This is a genomic window from Pseudomonas moorei, from assembly GCF_042846945.1.
Lineage (GTDB): Bacteria > Pseudomonadota > Gammaproteobacteria > Pseudomonadales > Pseudomonadaceae > Aquipseudomonas > Aquipseudomonas moorei.
This window is the reverse complement of record NZ_AP035776.1, coordinates 3,303,504-3,324,348: the sequence shown is the minus strand read 5'-3', so window position 1 is coordinate 3,324,348 and position 20,845 is coordinate 3,303,504. Positions and strand designations below refer to the sequence as shown.

Below are 20,845 nucleotides of genomic sequence, written 5' to 3'. Positions count from 1 at the left end.
GCGCTTGACTTCTCTTTTTGAATCAGTAACATAGGCGCCATTCCGCGATAGCTCAGTTGGTAGAGCAAGTGACTGTTAATCACTGGGTCCCTGGTTCGAGTCCAGGTCGTGGAGCCAGACAAGCAACATCAAGAAGCCCCTGAATCGAAAGATCAGGGGCTTTTTTGTGGCTGCGATTTTTTGATCCACAAAGAAAAAGCCGACCTGTCTATTCAACAGATCGGCTTTTTTCATTCGCTAAGTGTGTCAGACATGCTCACTGCTTTTGGCATGCGTCGCTCGCGGCTCTCCGTGGCCATGGTCCGGCTCCACCACCGGAATCTCTTTACCATCGCAGTCATGCAGCTTGCCGTCGCTGAAGTAATCCCCTTCGCGCAACGCCGCCAGATCCTGATAACGCAGAACCCGCTCGGTCCCCGCGGCAAACACCGACTGTTGGTCGGAGTTACCGGCCGTGAGATGGTTGAACGTGAGGTTCAGCACGATGGCCATGATGGCCGAAGAGCTAATGCCGGAGTGGAAAATGGTGGCGAACCAGCTTGGGAAATGGTCGTAGAAGTTCGGTGCAGCGATGGGGATCATGCCGAAGCCGATGGAAGTGGCAACGATGATCAGATTGACGTTGTTGCGGTAGTCGACCTTGGACAGCGTACGGATACCGCTGGCGGCCACCGTGCCGAACAACACGATACCGGCACCACCGAGCACGGAGGTTGGTACCGCTGCGATGACCCGCCCCATGAACGGCAGCAGGCCGAGGAGCACCAGGAACAGCCCCCCCGTGGCCACCACAAAGCGGCTCTTGATTCCGGTCACCGCCACCAGCCCGACGTTCTGGGCAAAGGCGCTTTGGGTGAATGAGCCAAAAATCGGCGCGATCATGCTCGACAGCATGTCGGCGCGCAGACCGTTCCCCAGGCGCTTGGAGTCAACCTTGGTGCCGATGATTTCACCAACAGCCAGGATATCGGCCGAGGTTTCCACCAGGGTCACCATCACCACAATGCACATCGACAGGATCGCGGCAAAGTGGAAAGTCGGCATGCCGAAATGGAACGGCGTGGGAAAACCGAACATTGGGCCCTGGGTCACGGACGAAAAATCCGCCATGCCGAGAACCACAGCGATGATCGTACCGACGACCATCGCCAGCAGGATCGACAAGCGGGAGATGGTCGCGCTACCGATCTTGCTCAGAAACAGCACCAGCACCAGCGTCACAGCGGCCAGGCCGATGTTGGCCATGCTGCCAAATTCCGGTGAATGACTGTTGCCGCCCATAGCCCAGCGTGCCGCCACAGGCATCAGCGTCAGGCCGATGGTGGTGATCACGATCCCCGTGACCAGCGGCGGAAAGAACTTGGTGATTCGAGAAAACACTGGCGTGATCAGCAAACCGATCAGGGACGCCGCAATCACCGCCCCCAGAATCGACTGGAACCCGCCCTCGCCGCCGCTGCTGACAATCGCCACCATGGTTGCGACACCCGAGAACGACACACCCTGTACCAGCGGCAACTGACAGCCAAAAAACGGTAGACCCAGGGTTTGCAGCAACGTGGCCAGCCCCCCCGCAAACAATGAAGCAGCAATCAACAAACCGATGTCCGCCGGCGAAAGCCCGGCCGCCTGACCAATGATCAAAGGCACCGCGACGATGCCGCCGTACATGGTCAGAACATGTTGCAGGCCGTAAGCCATATTCGCGCCGATCCCGAGATTTTCATCTTCAGGTCGTTGGTGTGAAACATGGGGCGTTTTCATGTTAGGGGGTTCCCTGGTTTTTGTTATGCGCACACTGTATTCAAGACTCAGGACAACTGTCTATAGAATTGTATACAACTGACCGGTCAATTTATGAACGGTTAGCCATGCAGTCTGTGTGCCAGTGTGTGCAACCTCCTAAAAAACCTCGGAATATATCCGCCCCGCCCTTTCCCTCTTGCGCTCACCCGCCGTTTGAATGTCTGGCGAGCATTGGCCGCGGACAACGGTTTTTATAGGCAGATCAAGTGTGTTGTGCCTGAAAAGCCTGCAAGACAGCCTTCGTGGCTCTCAGTGAATTTCACAAGGCGAAGGCGCCTGAAGCACGACCAGGAAGAAGCGCGAAAAAGGGGCAGAATGATCCAATTCGCCCCTTTTTGTGTGCACGATGATCCGTCTATTGCGGCACGATCAATCGCTCAAGTGTGCGCATCAATGTCGCATGGGTGGGCACCCGTATGTCGAACTCGCTCTCCAGAACGCCGATCAACGCCTGCACATCGGCCACTTCCCGGCGCTCGCTGTCAGACCCCATGCGATGAATCGCAAAACTGCCGTTGTTGAGCGTACGTCGCCAGCCCTCCCCGGTCCGCGCCACCATCAGTTGCCTGGCGAACGGGGATTCGGGGTGAGTCGAGACATACCAGTTGCCGACGGCGTAATCGATGTCCTCCTGGCGCTGCAGGTCGAAGATGTACATCGCTCGCCATTTGCCCGCGACCCTGGCGCGCAGGGTGTAGCCGTCGGCGTGCTGTTCGATGCGATACGACTCATGGGGCGTGAGTTGTTCATCGGCGGTATCGAGCAACAGGGGTGCGGTGGGCACCATGCCACCGAAGCCGACGTCGCTGATGTAGCGCACGCCGTCCAGGGTGACCAGGCTCAAGCGGTGCGTTCGGGCTGTCCACGCGCCTTCAGGCTGCCCCATGACCACGCGACCGCTGATGCCCCGCGCATCGAAACCCAGCGCCTGAAGCAAGGCCAGGTACAGATTGTTCAGTTCGTAGCAGTAACCGCCGCGCCCCGCGTGCAGGACTTTCTTCTCTATCGAGGGCAAGTCGATCAGCACCGGTTCGCCGGATAACGTGGTCAGGTTTTCAAACGGGAACACGCCGGTATGGCGCAATTGCAGTTGTCGCAGGGTTTCCAGGGTCGGCGCCGGGGGCATGTCAAAGCCCAGGCGTCGCAGATACAACGCGAGGTCAGTCAGGCGTGGCTCGCTCATCGTTCAGTCCTTGTGCACGCAGGCGGATCGCCCGCCAATGGGCGCTATGTATAAGGGAAGAACCGCCGTGACCGACAATTGATTTAACCAATCGCCCCCACTCCTGACGTCAACGGTGTTTGCGCGAATCCAGTTGAATCCAGGTCGGTGCGTGATCGCTGGCGTGGGGTTCGTTGCGTACCCAGGCATCGACGCCCGCCGCCTGCAGGTAAGGACTCAAGGCTGGATTGAGCAGCAGGTGGTCGATGCGCAAACCGGAATTCTTCTGCCAGTGCTGGCGAAAATAATCCCAAAAGGTGTAGAGCCGATCCTGCGGGTACAGGTATCGCAACGCGTCCGTCCAGCCCTGATCCAGCAGGCGCTGATAACATTCGCGGCTCTCGGGTTGCAGCAGCGCATCCTTGAGCCATGAGCGCGGGTTGTAGATGTCCAGGTCGGTCGGCACCACATTGTAGTCACCGGCCAGCACCACCGGATGCTCGCTGCACTGAAGATCCTTGGCATAGGCGATCAGGCGCTCGAACCACGCCAGCTTGTACTCGAACTTCGGTCCAGGCTGCGGGTTGCCGTTGGGCAAGTACAAGCAGCCCACCAGCACGCCGTGCACGGCGGCTTCCAGGTAGCGGCTCTGGCTATCGCCGTCATCGCCCGGCAAGCCTCGTCGGCTCTCCAGGGGCTGCGCGTCCCGCGCCAGAATCGCCACGCCGTTCCACGATGCCTGCCCCTGCCAGATGGCGCCGTAACCGATGGCCTCCAGCTCAGCAGCAGGGAACGCGCTGTCGACCGACTTGAGCTCCTGCAAACAGGCGATGTCCGGTTGCTCACGTTCGAGCCAGGCCAGCAGGTTCGGCAGCCGGGCGCGCATGCCGTTGACGTTGAACGTCGCGATTCGCAACTTTTTCATGGCCATCAGTCCTGTTGCCAAGGGTGTCCAGATTGTGACCCCGATGGCTCGTAGTGGTTGCGTCGGCTGACGCGTATACGGCGTAACAGCACGGCCTTCGCAAGCAAGCTCCCACAGGGTTCCCGGTTGGCCCGCAGGCCGGCGATCTACCCTGCTACGCCACTCGCCATCCAACCGGCACCAACCGTCTCGCCCCTCACACCAACATCAGGTAACGACTCATTTTGGGAGACGCGCCATGATGAACATCAAACTCACTTCGCTGTTACTGGCCGGATTGCTGTCCGCTGCATCCCTGGCCACCTACGCGGCATCGGGCGACGGCGCCAATACGACTGGCACCCAGTCCGGCGCCACCAGTGGCCCGGTCATGCCGCCCGACAATACTCCCGGCTCGTCCTCGGGCGGCGGGACAGGCAGCTGAACGCGCAAAGGCAGCCGATGAAGGGCAAGTCGTCGGCTGCTCCATCGGCAGATACCTACATCTGCTTGACCGCCGGAGGGTTCCACTTGCCGTTCAACGCTTCGGCCTTAGGCCCGTACAGGCGCATGGTCAGGTTGAACGGCCCCTTGGGTGCCGGCAACCAATTGGCCTCAAGGTCCTTGCCCGGGTTTTCGTTCTGGAAGTAGAGGTCCAGCGATCCGTCGGCATTGTTCTTGAACGGCATCCAGCTACTGACGGCGAAACGGTTAAGTTCGTTGCCGACCTGGAAACCTTCGGGGTCGTATAGCGTGATCGACCAGAACGCATTCACCGGAGGCGTTTCGCCCTTGGGAAAATGCAGCACGTACTTGTTCGCACCCTCCAGCGCCTTGCCATTCGCATCGCCCATGTTCAACGGATAAATCGCATCTTCAGGCAGGTTCGCGCCGAGCCCTACCTGAGCAACGATGGCGCGCTTGAGGTAGTAGTTGCCGTAGACGCCCATGGTGTCGGTGTTCATCGACCAGCCATTGACCACTCGCGCCAGGGTCTCGACTTTCCACTTCATCAGCGCCTGAGCCTCTTCAGGCACGGTTTGCAGCGCCGCCTGGATATCGGGGTCGAGCGAACTCAGGTTGAATGGCTGGCCGGATTCGATGCCGATGCGTTTCATCTGCGCCAGTATCGGTTGATCGGTGCTGTGGGCCGGATGCACTTTGAGCAGTTCGGCCGCGTAGGCGAAGTAATTGCCTGCCGACATCGTGTCGACCTGGATCTTCGGTGGCGTCTTCATGTCCACCGCAGGGTCGATCGTGACACTGACCGGTTCCGCCGCTTTGCCCAGGCGCGACAGCGGCGTCACGGTATAGCCGGCCTGAATCTTGTGTACCGCCGCGTAGTCCGCTGCGCCATCGGTCTTGGTCCGGCCAATGACCCACACGAAAGGTGTCGGTGCCGGCAGATGATTCAGCCCGGCAGGCACCGTGCCGGTCCAGCCCGGCGGTGTCACCAGGAACTGTGCGGCATCGGTTCCGGTGGTGCGCCAGCCCGGCGAAGCGAATACATCGCTCCACATGTCGAGCATCGGCAGCAAGTAGAAACGCCCCGCGGTGTCCGGGGCGGCGATGACCAGCGGCTCCTTGGTCAAATCGAGCCAGGCGATGGAATACAAGGTGTCGAAGTTGGAACGCACCACCCCTTTGAAATTCGCAGGCGGATACTGCGGCACACTCACAAACATGTTCATCGGCCCCTTGCCGAACTCCTTGCCCGGCTCGATGTTGGTGAACTGTTTGCGGGTGATGTCCATGGTCAACAGCGGGTAGAAATAAACGTACGCCTCGACACCGATGGCGTGAGCTTCTTCGGGTGTGATTTTCGATTGCGCGTGACTGGCCAGGGGAAAGATAGCGGAGGCGGCAACACTTAGAGCAACGGCGGTCAATGCTTGGGATATCAACATGTTGGCGATCGTCCGAGGCATGGCGGGGTCTGCCGGGCTCGGCAGAGCTAACGGAACTCTAGACGATCACATGAACAAGATCTGACAGGCAGACAGTCGGTTATTCAAGGTGTTACAGGGCTGAAACAGTGATGCACCGGCCTCAACGATCCGAACGCATCAACACTTCGACACCGCCTTCCATCGACAGCACGGCCGAGCGATTGCGCCCCGAATGCTTGGCTTGATAGAGCGCCGCATCGGCGCGCTGGAGGAATACTTCAATGCTGTCGTGCCCGGTCGGCACAAACGAGTAACAACCGAGGCTGACCGTCACGTAACCGGTGGGCGATCCGCTGTGGTTGATATTTTTGTCCATGACGCAACGGCGGATTTGTTCAGCAATGGTCATGGCACCGTGGATGTCCGTGTCCGGCAGCAGCACGGCAAATTCTTCACCGCCGTAACGCACCGCCAGATCGGCCTTGCGATGGCAACATTTTTTCACCGCTCGCGCCACCTGGGCCAGGCAGTGATCACCGACCACATGGCCATAGGTGTCGTTGTAGCGCTTGAAAAAATCGATGTCCAGCATGATCAGGCTCAGCGGACTCTGCTGCCTGGCGCCACGCCCGAACTCGATGTCCAGCGCCCGCTCGAACAAGCGGCGATTGGCCAGGCCGGTCAGGCTGTCATGGGTGGCGATCAGCTCCAGCGCTTCCTGGGCCTTGCGTAAATCCGCCTCGATTCGCTCGCCGACACGTACCTGACGAATGAACACCCAACCGAACACCCCCACTCCCAGCATGACCAGGGCGACGATGAGGCTGGATCGAAACGCGGTGTCATACCACCCGGCGAGAATCGAATCTTTTGACGAGGCCGCCGAGACCACCAGTGGATAAGCCTCCAATTGTCGATAGCCGTACAAGCGGACAACGCCGTCCACCATAGAAGTGAAGGTGGCACTGCCGGAGGGTGCCCGGGTCAGGAGTTTCTCGAAGATTTCGCCCCTGGCCAATGACGTGCCGATCTGCGACTCGACAAAGGGCCTGCGTGCCAGCAGCGTTCCATCGGTCAACCCGAGGAACATCGAGCCGTTGTCGTCAATGCTGAAGCTTTTGAAGAACTGGTCGAAATACGACATCTTGATCCCGGCCAGCAACACGCCCTGGAACTGACCATTCTTGTCGTTCACCCGCTTGGACACCGGAATGATCCACTCGCCGTTTTCCCGACTGCGAATCGCCGGGCCAATGTGCGCCACCGTCGACACATTCTGCTGATGGAACTTGAAGTACTCACGATCCGCGACGCCGGAGCCGCGAGGCAGATTTTCAAACGACGTCACCACCCACTGGCCCTTCTGATCGAACAGAAAAATGCCGTGCAATTGATTCAATGCCAGGACGCGTCGGGCGAAGGTTTTCTGCAAACGAGGTCGAACGGCAGGGCCAAACCCGTCAGCCTGAATCCAGTCCACCAGACTGGTGAGCACCAGGTCAGCCTTCTTGAACGTGTCTTCGGCCTGCTGTGCCATGGCTCGCGTCAGGTTCGACGAGGCGACCTGAGCCTGGCGCAGGTCGTGGCGCCGGGATTGTTCCAGTTGCAGGTAAAGCAACCCACACAGGCACAGGCACACCGCAGCAATGAAAAGCACCGCGGCCTTGCGTAACGGCAGGCGTTTCGATGCGACGCTGGGGACGTGATGCTGATCGTGTGGGCGCGGGGGCAAAAAAAATCATCCTCAGGGGCAACGCATGGGCACCGGCCCAAAAGCCCCTCATTTTTGTGCGCGCAGTCTACGGGTTTATCGGGGACAAATGGCAACCACTTGCCAAGTGGTTGAACAGACATGACCCAAGGCAAGAACTGCATCCCCCGGGAGCAGCTACGATTAGTCATACATCAAGACAGGGAATCGAAATGACCAAGGCAGACGAACTCGCCGCAAAGCTCAAACAAACCCGGCATACCAGCGCCGATCAGGCGATCGACAGCTGGCCAGGGCAGGTCTACGAGCTGTATCACCGCATCGAGACCTGGCTGCAGCCCCTGATGGAGGCCGGGCTGACGTTGCGGCGCAATCCCACGCATGTCTTCGAGAGCCACCCCGATGGCGAGACGTACGACTATGCCATCGACCAGTTGGTGATCACCGGTAACGACCACAGCATGACCTTCGACCCCGTCGCCCGCTTTACGGACGATGGCGAAGGGCGTGTCGAGATTCACTGTAAAAGCAACGAAATGGCGTTGTTGCGCACCCTCGACGAACACGGTGAAACCCACTGGTGGCTTCAAGGCATCGAGCTAGCCGCACAGCAAGCCGACGCGGTGGCGCTGACTGAAAACGGCCTGCTCTCGGTGGTGCAACAAGGGCTGGAACTGTAGGGCCATCGCTTTTCGTAAGCATCCGGCTTGCCGCGATGGCGTCATTTAGAGCGCCTTCGCCAGCAAGCCGGCTCTACAGGTGCGGTATCGCGCTTACAGCTTGCTTTGTTCGGTCACCACCAGCGCGGTGTCCGCACGGGGCAAGTCCAGGGCCGGTAGTTTGGTAGACAGGTTCAACTCTCGCAGTACCGGGGAGTCATAGCCATAGACGTCAGGTTTGAAGGTCACCCGGCCATCCTTGCTCAGATCGACGGTCCAGTACGCCAGCAGCAGCGGCACCTTGACTGGAAGCTTGATGTTTTCGGTTCGTCCATTGGCCAATTGCTTTTGAATGCCTTCGCTGTTCCAGCGCACCGGGTCGTTGAACAGCAACTCGACCAACTGCAGCGGATTCTCCACCCGGATGCATCCGGAACTGGTGGCTCGCACGGACTTGGCGAACAACTCGCGGTGCGGCGTGTCGTGCAGGTAAATGGCGTAGTCGTTGGGGAAGCGAATCACCACCTGCCCGAGGGAGTTCTCGGGACCGGCATCCTGGCGCAAGGTAAGGCCCTTTGCGTTGGACCAGTCGACGGTTGATGGGTCGAGCACGTTGCCCTGGCGATCAAAAACGCGGATCCGGTTGGCGGCCAGGTAGCCGGGATTCTGTTGAATCTTGGGCAACATATCCTGGACCAGAATCGTCGGCGGCACGGTCCAGGTCGGGTTGAACGTCACGTAGGTAATCTCGGACTGAAACACCGGCGTGCTGCGAAACGGCTTGCCGACCTGTACCCGGGAACGCCAGATCGGCTGGCCATCGCGGTACAGTGCGACCTTGTAACCGGCAATGTCGACAACCACAAAGGTGCCCTTCAGTTTGTAGAGCAACCAGCGCGCCCGCTCCATGTTCACCCGGACCTGATCGATCCGCGCTTCAACAGGCACATTCAAGGCTTCCAGCGTCGTCTTCCCCGCCACGCCATCGGCGCCCAGGTATTGCTCGGCTTGATATTTCTTCACGGCGGCAATGACGCTGTCGTCGTAGTCGTTTCGCTTGCCTTTGGTCGGGGCCAGGTAGCCCGCAGCCACCAAACGGGCACGCAACTGCTCGACCGCCACACCGTCCATGCCGGGTTTGAGCGATTGCCCTTCGGCCACTTTCGGCCAACCGCCAGCGTCCCGAACCTTGCGCAGCTGCGCCAGGCTTTCGCGCATGTTGCGGTAAACCGTTTCCTGCGGCGGCGCCAGGGCGAAGGCGCGGGCGATGTCGTGGGCATCGAGTGCGGCGAAGAAGCTGTTCATGTCCTCGCGAGGATCCACGCCGACAGGGTCAAAGTTCCAGTGGAAGTCCAGCCGTGAGGGGTCGACTTTCCCCCGTCGCAACTGCAGCAGTGCCGTGATGTAGGTGCGAGTTGCCGCAAGGTCGAACGCCGCCGATTGTGCCGGCGTCGGAGCGGTAGCCTGCAACGCCAGTCGTGCCTGCTCCAGTTCGGCAATCCGGAAATCCTGCGGGACCAGACCGTCGATTTTTGTGTCATTCAGGCTTTTCAGCAACTGGGCGACATCGCGTCCATCCGTCCAGGCAGCGCGATAGTTGCGATGGGAATAGAAATCCAGGACGACCCGATTGATATCCAGCCGCTGATGCCTGCGCGCAGTGAGCAGCGGCGGAAAGGCCGATTGCAGAGGTTCAAGCACCGCTTGTATGGCCTGGCCAACGACGTCATTGGGCGCAGCCCCCTGTACCCCGATCGGCGGAGTTTCCGGCATGATCGGCGAAGTTTCACCGAACGCCGTGCCACTGATCAGAAAGACCATAATAAAGACGCGGCTTATGACGAATAACCTTGTTAATTGCCCCATGGATAATCCTTAATCTCCTGCAAATCAAAAGGCTAGCGTCCTATTCGCTGCTAGACTCGAACTATTCCTGATGAGACTGACTTATGGCGCTACATCGCTTTGGCCTCCCGCTCACAGCCCTGCTGTTGACGTCGGCTTTACTGCCATCAGCCTACGCCGATTCGCTTGAAATCGCTCTGGCCAAAGCTGCTCCAAATGCCAATGCCAAAGTCATCGCCCTGGCAGTACGCGCCACACAATGCACCCGCGCCCAAGGCGCAGCCCCGGCACAGAGACTAGCAGTGATCGATTACTCACTGCCTTCGACCGAACAACGCTTGTGGGTGTTCGATCTGAAAAAACGCAAACTGCTCTTTCACGAACTCGTCGCCCACGGCCGTAACAGCGGCGAAAACATGGCCACCCAGTTTTCCAATCAAAACGAAAGCTACGCCACCAGCCTCGGCCTGTTCCGTACGCAAGAGAGCTACCTCGGCCAGAACGGCTATTCGTTGCGCATGGAAGGCCTGGAGCCAGGCTTCAACGATAACGCGTTCGAGCGGGCAATCGTCATTCACGGCGCACCGTACGTCAGCCCGGTCCTGGCACGCATCAACGGGCGCATCGGCAGAAGCCTTGGTTGCCCGGCCGTCAGGCCGGCGATTGCCCATCGACTGATCGACTCGATGAAAGACGGCCAACTGTTGTTTTCCTACTACCCGGATCAGCGCTGGCTGAAGTCTTCTTCCTACATTAATTGTGGGAGCGGCACCGTGGCGTCGTCGGAACAGACCACTAAACGCCAGTAATCAAGCAGCGTCACTTGATATTAATCAATGGCAGCCACTCACTGGGGGTTAAGCTCAAAACACATCCCCAGTTTGAGTACACGGCCATGCACAAGCATTTCATATCACTCGTTGCCGCGCTGCTCCTCAGCAGCCCATTGATCGCTTTGGCCGCAGATGAACAGCCCGCCAACACCTCGCCAACCGCACCGGCCACCACCACCGCACAAGACAAGGCGTGGAGCGAGCAGTTGCAAAAAATGCAGGCCGCCCACGAAAAAATGGCCGCCGCCAAAACCCCGGCCGAACGTCGGATCGCCATGCAGGAAGGCATGAATGCGATGAGGGGTGGCATTGGCATGATGCAAGGCCAGTGCCCAGGCATGGGGATGGGAATGGGAATGGGAAAAGGGATGGCCGGTGGCATGGGCCACTCAGACCAGATGATGGACTTGATGCAAAAAATGATGGATCAGCAATCAAGCATGATGAAGCAGCCACTGGACCAATAGCCGTGCCATCGTGACGAGGAGAACAAGCGGGAGGCGGCGGCTCAAATAATTGCTGTCACAACAAACTCGAAAAAAGGGCGTTCCACAGAGTTGGAACGCCCTTTTTTGTTGCCAGCGGCAGCCGAGAAACTGATTCGCTACACTCAGGCCTCTTCAAACCCTCACAAAAGCCCGAAAAAATGAAAATCCTGCAAAGCGCGATGATGCTCAGCGGCCTGCTCGCTCTCTCCCTTGGTGCGTCGGCGGAAGGCACCTCACATCTGGACAGCGTCATCCAGCAAGGCCAACTGCGCGTCTGCACGACGGGCGACTACAAACCCTATACCTCCAAAGGCGAAGACGGCGAATACGCCGGGATCGACATCGCCATGGCCCGCGCCCTGGCCGACAGCCTTGGCGTCAAGGTCGAGTGGGTGCCCACCACCTGGAAAACCCTCATGCCGGACATGCTCGCCGGTAAATGCGACATCGGCATGGGCGGCATCTCGGTCACTCTCGAGCGGCAGAAAAAGGCCTTCTTCAGTACCACGCTGGACGTCGACGGCAAAATCCCGCTGGTGCGCTGTGAAGACCAGGCCCAGTACCAGACCCTCGAGCAGATCAACCAACCCTCGGTGCGCCTGGTCGAACCAGCCGGCGGCACCAACGAAGCCTTCGTTCACGCCCTACTTCCCAAGGCGCAACTGCAACTGCACGACAACGTGAGCATTTTCCAGGAGCTGCTGGACAAGAAGGCTGACGTGATGATCACCGACGCCTCGGAAGCGCTCTACCAGCAGAAACTCAAACCGGGACTGTGCGCGGTCAACCCGACGCAATACATGCAATACGGCGAGAAAGCCTACCTGCTACCCCGCGACAACATGACCTGGAAGTTATACGTCGATCAGTGGCTGCACCTGGCCAAGGCAACAGGCAATTATCAGAAGATTCTGCGGCAGTGGCTGGCGGTGCCTGACGCGAAGTAATGCGTCATACCTGCCACGGAAAAAAAACCAACTGTAGGAGCCGGCTTGCCGGCGAAGGCGATTTAACCGTCAACAACGATATCGATCGCCCACGCAAATGACAGCAACAGGCTTCTACAGAGGTCCAACACATTCCAACCCCTGACGGGTCAGCACGCGATCAAACTCAGTCGTCGTGCAGCAAGCCCGAGCTGTACTCGCCGAAGCTATTGCTCAACGCATTGCCATGAAAACTCATCTTGTTGGGGCTGCTATTGGTAGGCCCCGGACCAAAGCCAGCAGATGGCACGGATTCGACCGAATAGGTTTCATGAGACGTCACACCCGAACAGGCACTCAACAGCAAAGCACCGGCGATGAGCGAGACTTTGAAGAGGTTTGAGATCATTTTTTCCGGTTCCTGTGGGGTGGATAAGCGGTGGCTTGGTCTTGTCCGTTCATCCTAGGCCGGTGGCATGTCGGGGATTATGAAACTTGGGTGGGTGACAGCGCTGGTTCAGGTACGGCGTATTTTCTAAAGAACGAGGCAATCTCTCAAAAAGAGCCACGTCCTACACGACGATAGGAATTGTCCGTACACTCCGCCATTGCTGCGTTTTTGTCACGAAGCCTATAGTCCGTCCAGCGCCCAAATGGCGTGTCGGGTTTGGCGACTCGATGGCAAAGCACAGAAACCTCCCAGCTATCTCGGAGTGTTTCGGAACGCACTTGGCTGCCTGTTTTTCTGGCGGCTGTGCGTGGGAGACCCTTGGGTCTGCCGGTTTGCCTTGTCCCGGTTCGCCAACCTGCGTACAGCTGCCACCCTTTGTTTGGCGACACTGAGTGGTAGTTCACCTCAATTCAAGGAATCGCCCATGAAAGAGTTTATGGCTTTAACCAGCAATGCCGACGATCTGCCCTCCTTTTACGTCAATACCACCCAACCGCTTCACTCACTGCTCAGCAGTGCCAGTTACCGAATCAGCGCCGTAACGCAGGTTCTCGAAAACCTCGCCATGCGCGGCGAAATCAGTACCGACTCGGTCATCCTCAGCGACTTCGCGTTGCTGTGCAGCATTCCGTTGCGTGATGGTTGCGATGTGCTGGATGTCATTGCACGACGTATGGATGCTGAACCGTCCTGACGCAAAAAAAGGGGCGCCCTCCCCGGACGCCCCTTCGGCCCTCTCCACTTCCATTCCTGATAAACTCACACCCCCTCAGCCTCACCCATCCCAGAACGCCAATGCCCCTGATGACCGCACCGACCCCCGCCCCGCTTTCCCGCCGCTTTTCCGTCGCCCCGATGATGGACTGGACCGACCGCCACTGCCGTTTCTTCCTGCGCCTACTCTCAAAAAACGCCCTCCTCTACACCGAAATGGTCACTACCGGTGCTCTGCTCAATGGTGATCACGAGCGTTTCCTGCGCCATAACGAAGCCGAACATCCACTCGCGCTTCAACTCGGTGGCAGCGTTCCGCTGGATCTGGCCGCCTGTGCCCGCATGGCCCAGGACCATGGCTACGACGAGGTGAACCTGAATGTCGGCTGCCCGAGTGATCGGGTGCAGAACAACATGATCGGTGCGTGCCTGATGGGGCATCCGCAGTTGGTGGCGGATTGTGTGAAGGCGATGCGGGATGCGGTGTCGATTCCGGTGACGGTGAAGCATCGCATCGGTATCAATGGGCGGGACAGTTACGAGGAGTTGTGCGATTTCGTGGGGACGGTTCGGGATGCCGGGTGCACCAGTTTTACCGTGCATGCGCGGATTGCGATTCTGGAGGGGTTGTCGCCGAAGGAGAACCGCGACATTCCGCCCCTGCGTTATGACGTGGCGGCGCGGTTGAAGGCGGATTTTCCGGAGCTGGAGATCATTCTCAACGGCGGGATCAAGTCACTGGAAGCCTGTCACGAGCATTTGCAGACGTTCGACGGTGTGATGCTGGGTCGTGAGGCGTATCACAACCCTTATGTGATGGCCGAGGTGGACCAGCAGTTGTTCGGCAGTATGGCACCGGTGATCACTCGCGCCGAGGCGTTGGCGCAATTGCGGCCATATATCGCTGCGCATATCGATGCCGGCGGTTCGATGCACCACATCACCCGCCATGTGCTAGGCCTGGGCACCGGGTTTCCGGGGGCGCGCAAATTCCGGCAATTGCTGTCGGTGGATATCCACAAGGCCAAAGACCCGCTGGCGTTGCTGGATCAGGCGGCAGCGTTGCTTGAAGGGCGCTGACGGTCGGTTGCTTTGAACCTGTGGTCTGTTTTGGCATCGTATTTACCGATACCGCGCCCCGCCTTTCAAACAGCCGTTTTCAGGTTGTTGCCACCGGGGCCGTCGATACACGTACGCGCCCTTGAGTGGCTGTCAGCGCTCGGGTAATGTCATCAGACCCATAGGACAGAGCACGCCCATGACTTCCAAGCTGGAACAACTCAAACAAATGACCACCGTCGTTGCCGACACCGGCGACTTCGAAGCAATCGCTCGGGTTAAACCGGTAGACGCCACCACCAACCCTTCCCTGCTGCTCAAGGCGGCGGCGATTCCTGCTTATGCCGAATTGCTGAATGCTTGCGTCAACGACTGCAAGGGCGATGTCGGCCTGGCCAGCGACCGGTTTGGCGTTGCGGTGGGGCAAGAAATTCTGAAAGTGATTCCGGGGCGTATTTCCACTGAAGTGGATGCGCGCCTGTCGTTCGACACTGACGCCGTATTAAAGCGTGCGCACCGTCTGATCGAGCTGTATGAAAAGGCCGGCATTGGCCGCGACCGCGTGCTGATCAAGATCGCCTCCACCTGGGAAGGCATCCGCGCGGCGGAGATCCTGGAGAAGGAAGGCATCCAGACCAACCTGACCCTGCTGTTCTCCTTCGCCCAGGCAGCCGCTTGCGCTGACGCCGGGGTGTTCCTGATTTCGCCGTTCGTGGGCCGTATCTACGACTGGTACAAGAAAGCCAACGGCAACGACTACACCGGCGCGGACGATCCGGGCGTGCAGTCGGTGACGCGTATCTACAACTACTACAAGGCCAACGACTACAAAACCGTCGTGATGGGCGCAAGCTTCCGTAACCTGGGCCAGATCGAACAACTGGCCGGTTGCGACCGCCTGACCATCAGCCCGGACCTGATCGACAAGTTGGCGGCGGATAATGGCAAGCTGGAGCGCAAGCTGGCGCCGGGGCATGCCGGTGAAGCACGCTTGAGCCTGAATGAAGCGCAGTTCCGCTGGTTGTCCAACGAAGATGCGATGGCCACCGAGAAACTGGCTGAAGGTATTCGTCAGTTCGCCCGCGATCAGGAAAAACTCGAGGCGTTGCTGCAAGCCAAGCTGTGATCTAGTTCAGCGCACGAAAAAAAGGGCGAACCGCTGGGTTCGCCCTTTTTTGTGCCTGTCTGGCAGGGTTGGCTTCGCGCCAGTTATGCAGTGACTGAGCGGACGCCTTCGCTGGCAAGCCAGCTTCTACGGGAGTGTGATCTGATCAACACAGGTGTTTGGCGCCCTTACAGGCACCTGCCGGTCCGCGTATCAATGCCGCTCCAGCGCATTCACCAGGTCATGGAACGCTTCACGGTTATGGTCGTTGAGCCCCATGAGGATCTTGTGCGCTTCAAGCACTTTGATTCGCACCACTTCTTCGGACTGATCCTGATCAGGCAGGTCGTCCAGACACTCCGGGCATGGCACGGGCTGGTCAACGATGTTGAACACTTGCTCGAAGCCCATGGACTGCAGCAGACGGGTGATGTCTTCGTGGGTGGTGACGACGGTCGGCAGCAGGCCGACCTTTTGCCGCGAGAGAATCGACAGCTTGGCCAGAAGGCCAAGGGTGGTGCTGTCGATGCTGCGGGTTTCAGTCAGGTCGATCACGATGGTGTTGAAATTCAACGCCGTGAAGATCCGATCAATAGTCGCATCCAACGCCGAACACAGGGTCAGGCGAACTTCACCGACGAACTTGAGGACGAAGGTGCCGTCCTGCTCGGCGAACTGGATTCTACCGGTACTCATTAAAGATTCCTGCTCAACACCAACAGGGCGATATCATCCGGCATCTCCCCTAGCGTGGCCAATCCAAAAACCTGCCGCAGACCATCCAGGCTGCCGCCCGCCGCCTTGACCCGTTGGGGCAACGCAGCTTCTTTTTCTTTGAGTGTGGGTTCTGGCAAAAGGTCCAGAATGCCATCAGACATCAGCGTCAAGCTGAAGGTCGGCGGCAGTTCCAGCACGTGGTCTTCGTAGGTGGCTTCGTTGAAGAGGCCCACCGGCAGGCCACGTCCTTCCAGATAACGAACACTGTCGGGTGTGTACAACACTGGCAACGGCAAATGACCACCGATGCTATAGGTCAACAAACCTGTCTCCTCGTCGATGACTCCACCGACCATTGTGACGTGTTTGCCCAGCTTACAACTGATCAGGCCCCGGTTGATATGACCAAGAACCTCTGAAGGCTTGAATTCCGGCAATGTACCGCTGCGCTTGGACTCGAACAGCAGGCGCGTGGTCATGAACTTCAACAGCACGGTGACGAAGGCCGAAGAGGCGCCATGCCCGGAAACGTCCGCCAGGTAGAACGCCACACGCCGCTCGTCGACGCGGAAATAGTCAACGAAATCACCCGACAGGTACAGCGACGGAATGATCTGGTGAGCAAACTTGAACTCGTCGATGGTCCAGGGGCTGACCGGCAGCATGTTCATCTGCACCTGGCGACCGGCGTTCTGGTCTTCCTGGAGCAGGTTCAGGCTGGCGGCAAGCTCACGGTTGGCCTTTTCCAGCTTCTCGCGGTAGCGCTGGTTTTCCAGCAGCAGGCGCGCACGATCCAGGGCCCGACGCACAGAGTGCTCGAGCACAGCCAGATCTTCGAGAGGCTTGATCAGGTAATCCGCTGCGCCCAGGCGCAACGCTTCGACCGCGTCGTTCATCACACCGGCACCCGACACCACGATCACCGGTGTTTGCGGCGCCAGCTCGGTCACTTGGCGGATGAGTTCGAGCCCGCCCATCTGCGGCATGCGCAGATCGCAGATGACCAAGTCGGGCTTGTCTTGCTCGAATACCTGAAGACCCTGCTGGCCATTGCTGGCCTGCAAGACGCTGAAACCACTGTCTTCCAAATAGGCGGCGAGGCTCGCGCGCACTACTTCGTCATCATCGATTATCAGCAGCGTGGCACTGGTTTTTGGCATGTGGGCAAACGGCGCCAGAATTAGGTTGGCGTAGCGGCTCGGGTTTTGGCCCGGCTCAAACTACTGGATTCGCTTTCTAGCCTCTCTGTCGCACCGTTTTCGAGCATTCGCCCTACACACATGTACACCAGAGGTGCCCTTCTAAGGCGCAGACGGTACTCCCATCCGCGAGGCGTTTCAAGCTCACGCCGATGGTCGCTTGACGTCTACACTTGTCAAATCACCGGGAGTTATAAGAACCGTCAAAACCGTAACCCAATGGAAGGATCAAGCCCATGAGTCAAACCCGTCGAGACTACAGCGAAAAGCGCGATTACATCCGCATGCGGGTCGATGCCGATGTGTCGCTGATTCATGAGGGAGATGAGGTGCCAGCCGTCTGCATCGACCTTTCCAGCAGTGGCATGCAGCTACAGGCACCGCGTTCTTTCAAGGTGGGGGACCGACTCAGTGTGCGTATCGAATCCGACCACGCCGCGCTGAAGGGGCTCGAAGCCGATACCGAAGTGGTGTGGGTGAAGGAACAGGACGCTGGAAGTCAGAAACTCGGCCTTACAATCTTAAAGATGAAGTAACGGCTCTCCAGACAAAAAAGCGGCCGAAACAGGCCGCTTTTTTGTTTGATCGGTCAGGATTTAAAAATCATCTTCGACGTGACCGTCCTTGACCTTGAATTCGCGGTTCTGCAAGTACGCGTTACGGATGAAGATGTATTTGTCGCCAGTGATCAACTTCTCGCTCGACAGCAGGTTGGCACGGGTGTCGGTGACATCCAGCGCGTAGAACGAGTTACGCACCGGCACGTCGTTCACATAGCGGTAAGCGCCGGTGTAGGTGTCGATGAATTTCGACGGCGCATCACGCAAGGTGCTTGGACCGAAGAAGGGCAGCATCACGTAAGGACCACTGCCTACGCCCCAATAACCGAGCGTCTGGCCGAAGTCTTCATCATTGCGATGCAAGCCCATCTTGGTGCCGACATCGATGAAACCCAACACGCCGAAGGTGGTGTTGAAAATCAGCCGCGCCGTGTCGACACCGGCGGCGGCCGGCTTGGCTTGCAACAGGTCGTTGGCCAGGTTGCGCACATCACCGATGTTCTGGAAGAAGTTATGAATGCCGTCTTCGACAAACTGCGGCGTCACATACTGGTAGCCCTTGGCCAAAGGCTTCAGCGCGTAGGTATCGAGCACATCGTTGAATTTGTAGATCGGACGGTTGATGCTTTCCCAAGGGTCGTCTTCCGAAGCTGCCTGGGCAACGAACGGTACCAGCAACGCGCTGGCGCACACACAAAGCTGAGCGAGATGATTGCTCCAGCGCATAGAAAACTCCTTGGATTGTACGGTCACCGGGCGCATTGGCCCGGCGCAAAGAGCGTTAGTATAAGATGGAAAGGCTGTTTTAGGCAGCATCGGGCCAGTCGGACCGCAGATGATTTCGCATCGATTGTGGCCATTCACATCCATGTCACTCAACTGTCACCGTCGTCGCCTAGCCTCGAGGCTATTTCAGGGACGTTGACATGCCGCACGCTGAAACCTCGCCTCAACCTGCGCCAAGCCTCACCGCCGTGCTGTTCGGCCTCAGTGGCTGCCTGGTGGATTTCGGTGCCCGTGCGCGCCTGAACGGCGGTCATGCGGCCGAGCACGCCGAGGCCACGCCCGGCGCCCTGGAGAGCCTGCGCAGTTTGCAGCATCTGCAAATTCCTTGCGCCTGGCTCGATGAATTGCCCTCCGCCCTCAGCCATCCCCTGGCCGCCGCCCTGCCGGAATGGATCAAACCTTCGCAACACCCCGCAACAATCAATCCTTGGCCGGCGCCGCATGCCTGCTGGCAAGCGTTGATGGCGCTGAACGTCGAAAGGCTGGATGGCTGCGTGCTGGTCAGCGGTGAACCGCGCTTGCTGCAAGCGGGGCTCAATGCCGGCTTGTGGACGATTGGCCTGGCGTCTTGCGGGTCGCTTTGCGGCATGTCACCCACCGAATGGCAGGCGTTGACACCTCAGGAACGGGACCTCAAACGCGGCAAGGCCACAATGCAGCTCTTCGCCCTGGGCGTGCATTCGGTGATCGATCACTTGGGCGAGCTCGGCACCTGCCTGGCCGATATCAGCCTGCGCCGGCTCAAAGGCGAAAAGCCCTGATCGAGATCATGCAGGTTAGGCGCGAGTGGATTAATCTAAAGGTCAGCCATAGACCTTTGGCGCGCCCTCGCGGTCTATGCCAGTGCCTATCGATAAAAGGAAGAACGCCATGCCTGCCCGCGAACTGCAAGAACAGCTCAATGCCCTGCGCGAGCAATTGGAACAGAATCCTCCGCTGACAGAAGCCGAGCGCGAAGACCTGCACGCGCTGATGCAACAGATCCAGCTTGAACTTGAACTCGAAACCAAGACCAAGGATGTCAACCTCGCCGACGGCGTCAATCTGGCGGTGGAACGCTTCGAACTCGAACACCCGACCCTGGCCGGCACCCTGCGCAACATCGCGCAAGCCCTGGGTAACATGGGGATCTGAAAAAACCTTGTGGGAGCAAGCTTGCTCGCTCCCACATCAGGGATTCATTGACGAACCAGACGATGGTTCGGCAACTGCACTTCTTCAGTACTGCGATACGGATTGATATCCAGTCCGCCACGACGAACGTAACGCGCATAAACCGTCAACTTCTCCGGCTTCAGCAAGCGCTGCAGGTCAAGGAAGATGCGCTCGACGCATTGTTCGTGGAAGTCCGAGTGCTGACGGAAGCTGACGATGTACTCCAGCAAGCTCGCATGATCCAGTGCCGCGCCACGGTACTCCACCGCCACGCTGCCCCAGTCCGGCTGACTGGTGACTGGACAATTGGACTTGAGCAAATGACTGTGCACGCTTTCTTCGACTATTCGGGTCTCGTCGCAACGCAACAGTTCCGGACGCGGATGCTCGTAGTTGCTGACACTGATATCCAGCTCATCGATACACACACCGGGCAACGCCACGACACCTTCGGCCTCGACATCTTTCAGGCTGCGAATACGCACGCCGACCGGTTTGCCGGCTGCGGCGGACAGGTCTTTGCCCAGCGTCGCCTCAAGGCTCGCGGTATCGGCGAACGGGGTCTGGTTCAGGGAATTGAGGTACAGCTTGAACGACTTCGACTCGATGATGTTCGGCGAATCCGCCGGAATGCTGAACTCAGCGATGGCCACCACCGGCTTGCCGGACGGCAACAGCCACGACAGTTCAAAGCAGTTCCAGAAGTCCACGCCCTTGTAAGGCAGGGTTTCAGCCGTCAAACCCAGCTCGGCCCACTTCGCGGTACGCGGAATCGGGAACAGCAAGGACGGCGTGTAAGTGGCGATGTATTCGCTGGATTTGCCCAGCGGCGAGTGTTCGGCTGCGGGATGCATGGCGGAAACCTGACTGAAGAAT

Annotated in this window: 22 protein-coding genes and 1 tRNA gene; 12 read left to right on the top strand and 11 right to left on the bottom strand. The window is 58.7% G+C overall.

Going from position 1 to position 20,845, the window contains the following annotated elements; all coding sequences use genetic code 11:
* The first annotated feature begins 41 nt into the window (after window positions 1-41).
* Window positions 42-117: transfer RNA gene (locus ACGJAX_RS15475), tRNA-Asn, on the top strand.
* 129 nt (window positions 118-246) lie between these two features.
* Here ACGJAX_RS15475 and ACGJAX_RS15470 read toward each other — a convergent pair.
* The 3 genes from ACGJAX_RS15470 to xth all read right to left on the bottom strand — a co-directional run bounded on the left by ACGJAX_RS15470 (window position 247) and on the right by xth (window position 3,893).
* Window positions 247-1,764, bottom strand: a complete 1,518-nt coding sequence (locus ACGJAX_RS15470) for a solute carrier family 23 protein (protein WP_390955285.1) — start codon at window positions 1,762-1,764, stop codon at window positions 247-249.
* 397 nt (window positions 1,765-2,161) lie between these two features.
* On the bottom strand, window positions 2,162-2,989 hold the full coding sequence (locus ACGJAX_RS15465; RefSeq protein WP_390955284.1) for an arylamine N-acetyltransferase: 828 nt from the start codon (window positions 2,987-2,989) through the stop codon (window positions 2,162-2,164).
* Window positions 2,990-3,098: 109 nt separating this feature from the next.
* Window positions 3,099-3,893, bottom strand: coding sequence for an exodeoxyribonuclease III (xth, locus tag ACGJAX_RS15460; RefSeq protein ID WP_248914050.1), 795 nt, complete (start codon window positions 3,891-3,893; stop codon window positions 3,099-3,101).
* Window positions 3,894-4,131: 238 nt separating this feature from the next.
* On the opposite strand from xth, the gene ACGJAX_RS15455 reads away from it, so the two are divergent.
* Entirely contained in the window at window positions 4,132-4,317 is a 186-nt protein-coding gene (locus ACGJAX_RS15455) for a hypothetical protein (protein WP_390955283.1), read from the top strand.
* A gap of 55 nt (window positions 4,318-4,372) precedes the next feature.
* Here ACGJAX_RS15455 and ACGJAX_RS15450 read toward each other — a convergent pair whose 3' ends face one another.
* Window positions 4,373-5,779, bottom strand: coding sequence for a DUF1254 domain-containing protein (locus ACGJAX_RS15450; RefSeq protein ID WP_390955282.1), 1,407 nt, complete (start codon window positions 5,777-5,779; stop codon window positions 4,373-4,375).
* 142 nt (window positions 5,780-5,921) lie between these two features.
* Window positions 5,922-7,493, bottom strand: a complete 1,572-nt coding sequence (locus ACGJAX_RS15445) for a diguanylate cyclase (RefSeq protein ID WP_390955281.1) — start codon at window positions 7,491-7,493, stop codon at window positions 5,922-5,924.
* Between the two features lie 191 nt (window positions 7,494-7,684).
* Between ACGJAX_RS15445 and ACGJAX_RS15440 the strand changes: the two genes are divergently transcribed.
* Window positions 7,685-8,152, top strand: a complete 468-nt coding sequence (locus tag ACGJAX_RS15440) for a hypothetical protein (protein ID WP_090318659.1) — start codon at window positions 7,685-7,687, stop codon at window positions 8,150-8,152.
* A gap of 93 nt (window positions 8,153-8,245) precedes the next feature.
* On the opposite strand, the gene ACGJAX_RS15435 is transcribed toward ACGJAX_RS15440, so the two are convergent.
* Complete coding sequence (locus ACGJAX_RS15435) at window positions 8,246-9,997, bottom strand: L,D-transpeptidase family protein (protein ID WP_390955280.1); 1,752 nt, start codon at window positions 9,995-9,997, stop codon at window positions 8,246-8,248.
* A gap of 83 nt (window positions 9,998-10,080) precedes the next feature.
* Here ACGJAX_RS15435 and ACGJAX_RS15430 point away from each other — a divergent pair, with 83 nt between their 5' ends.
* The 3 genes from ACGJAX_RS15430 (at window position 10,081) to ACGJAX_RS15420 (ending at window position 12,244) form a co-directional block, all read left to right on the top strand.
* On the top strand, window positions 10,081-10,785 hold the full coding sequence (locus ACGJAX_RS15430) for a murein L,D-transpeptidase catalytic domain-containing protein (RefSeq protein ID WP_390955279.1): 705 nt from the start codon (window positions 10,081-10,083) through the stop codon (window positions 10,783-10,785).
* Between the two features lie 86 nt (window positions 10,786-10,871).
* Window positions 10,872-11,276: a hypothetical protein gene (locus tag ACGJAX_RS15425; RefSeq protein WP_390955278.1), complete on the top strand. Its 405-nt coding sequence runs from the start codon at window positions 10,872-10,874 to the stop codon at window positions 11,274-11,276.
* 203 nt (window positions 11,277-11,479) lie between these two features.
* A complete protein-coding gene (locus ACGJAX_RS15420; protein ID WP_390959886.1) occupies window positions 11,480-12,244 on the top strand; it encodes a transporter substrate-binding domain-containing protein in 765 nt (254 codons plus the stop codon).
* 166 nt (window positions 12,245-12,410) lie between these two features.
* Here ACGJAX_RS15420 and ACGJAX_RS15415 read toward each other — a convergent pair whose 3' ends face one another.
* Entirely contained in the window at window positions 12,411-12,632 is a 222-nt protein-coding gene (locus ACGJAX_RS15415; RefSeq protein ID WP_390955277.1) for a hypothetical protein, read from the bottom strand.
* A gap of 466 nt (window positions 12,633-13,098) precedes the next feature.
* Here ACGJAX_RS15415 and ACGJAX_RS15410 point away from each other — a divergent pair, with 466 nt between their 5' ends.
* From ACGJAX_RS15410 to tal, 3 genes are all read left to right on the top strand, one after another.
* Entirely contained in the window at window positions 13,099-13,368 is a 270-nt protein-coding gene (locus ACGJAX_RS15410) for a hypothetical protein (protein WP_034147866.1), read from the top strand.
* A gap of 101 nt (window positions 13,369-13,469) precedes the next feature.
* Complete coding sequence (dusA, locus tag ACGJAX_RS15405) at window positions 13,470-14,468, top strand: tRNA dihydrouridine(20/20a) synthase DusA (protein WP_390955276.1); 999 nt, start codon at window positions 13,470-13,472, stop codon at window positions 14,466-14,468.
* A gap of 178 nt (window positions 14,469-14,646) precedes the next feature.
* Window positions 14,647-15,573, top strand: coding sequence for a transaldolase (tal, locus tag ACGJAX_RS15400; RefSeq protein ID WP_390955275.1), 927 nt, complete (start codon window positions 14,647-14,649; stop codon window positions 15,571-15,573).
* 192 nt (window positions 15,574-15,765) lie between these two features.
* Here tal and rssC read toward each other — a convergent pair whose 3' ends face one another.
* Together rssC and rssB are read right to left on the bottom strand one after the other, a co-directional pair.
* On the bottom strand, window positions 15,766-16,248 hold the full coding sequence (rssC, locus tag ACGJAX_RS15395) for an anti-sigma factor antagonist RssC (RefSeq protein ID WP_090318630.1): 483 nt from the start codon (window positions 16,246-16,248) through the stop codon (window positions 15,766-15,768).
* Window positions 16,248-17,429: a two-component system response regulator RssB gene (gene rssB, locus ACGJAX_RS15390; RefSeq protein ID WP_090318626.1), complete on the bottom strand. Its 1,182-nt coding sequence runs from the start codon at window positions 17,427-17,429 to the stop codon at window positions 16,248-16,250. The genes rssC and rssB overlap by 1 nt, the downstream gene beginning before the upstream one ends.
* Window positions 17,430-17,704: 275 nt before the next feature.
* On the opposite strand from rssB, the gene ACGJAX_RS15385 reads away from it, so the two are divergent.
* Window positions 17,705-18,004 (top strand): PilZ domain-containing protein, encoded by a 300-nt coding sequence (locus ACGJAX_RS15385; RefSeq protein WP_090318623.1) that lies wholly within the window; start codon window positions 17,705-17,707, stop codon window positions 18,002-18,004.
* 60 nt (window positions 18,005-18,064) lie between these two features.
* Here the strand turns inward: ACGJAX_RS15385 and ACGJAX_RS15380 are convergent, their stop codons facing one another.
* The gene (locus tag ACGJAX_RS15380) at window positions 18,065-18,754 is read right to left on the bottom strand and encodes an MlaA family lipoprotein (RefSeq protein WP_390955274.1); all 690 of its coding nucleotides are present in this window, start codon (window positions 18,752-18,754) and stop codon (window positions 18,065-18,067) included.
* 200 nt (window positions 18,755-18,954) lie between these two features.
* Here ACGJAX_RS15380 and ACGJAX_RS15375 point away from each other — a divergent pair, with 200 nt between their 5' ends.
* Together ACGJAX_RS15375 and ACGJAX_RS15370 are read left to right on the top strand one after the other, a co-directional pair.
* Window positions 18,955-19,575, top strand: coding sequence for an HAD family phosphatase (locus tag ACGJAX_RS15375; RefSeq protein ID WP_390955273.1), 621 nt, complete (start codon window positions 18,955-18,957; stop codon window positions 19,573-19,575).
* Between the two features lie 109 nt (window positions 19,576-19,684).
* Window positions 19,685-19,948, top strand: a complete 264-nt coding sequence (locus tag ACGJAX_RS15370; protein WP_090318615.1) for a DUF4404 family protein — start codon at window positions 19,685-19,687, stop codon at window positions 19,946-19,948.
* 44 nt (window positions 19,949-19,992) lie between these two features.
* On the opposite strand, the gene queF is transcribed toward ACGJAX_RS15370, so the two are convergent.
* Window positions 19,993-20,823: an NADPH-dependent 7-cyano-7-deazaguanine reductase QueF gene (queF, locus tag ACGJAX_RS15365; protein ID WP_248914040.1), complete on the bottom strand. Its 831-nt coding sequence runs from the start codon at window positions 20,821-20,823 to the stop codon at window positions 19,993-19,995.
* Window positions 20,824-20,845 lie beyond the last annotated feature (22 nt).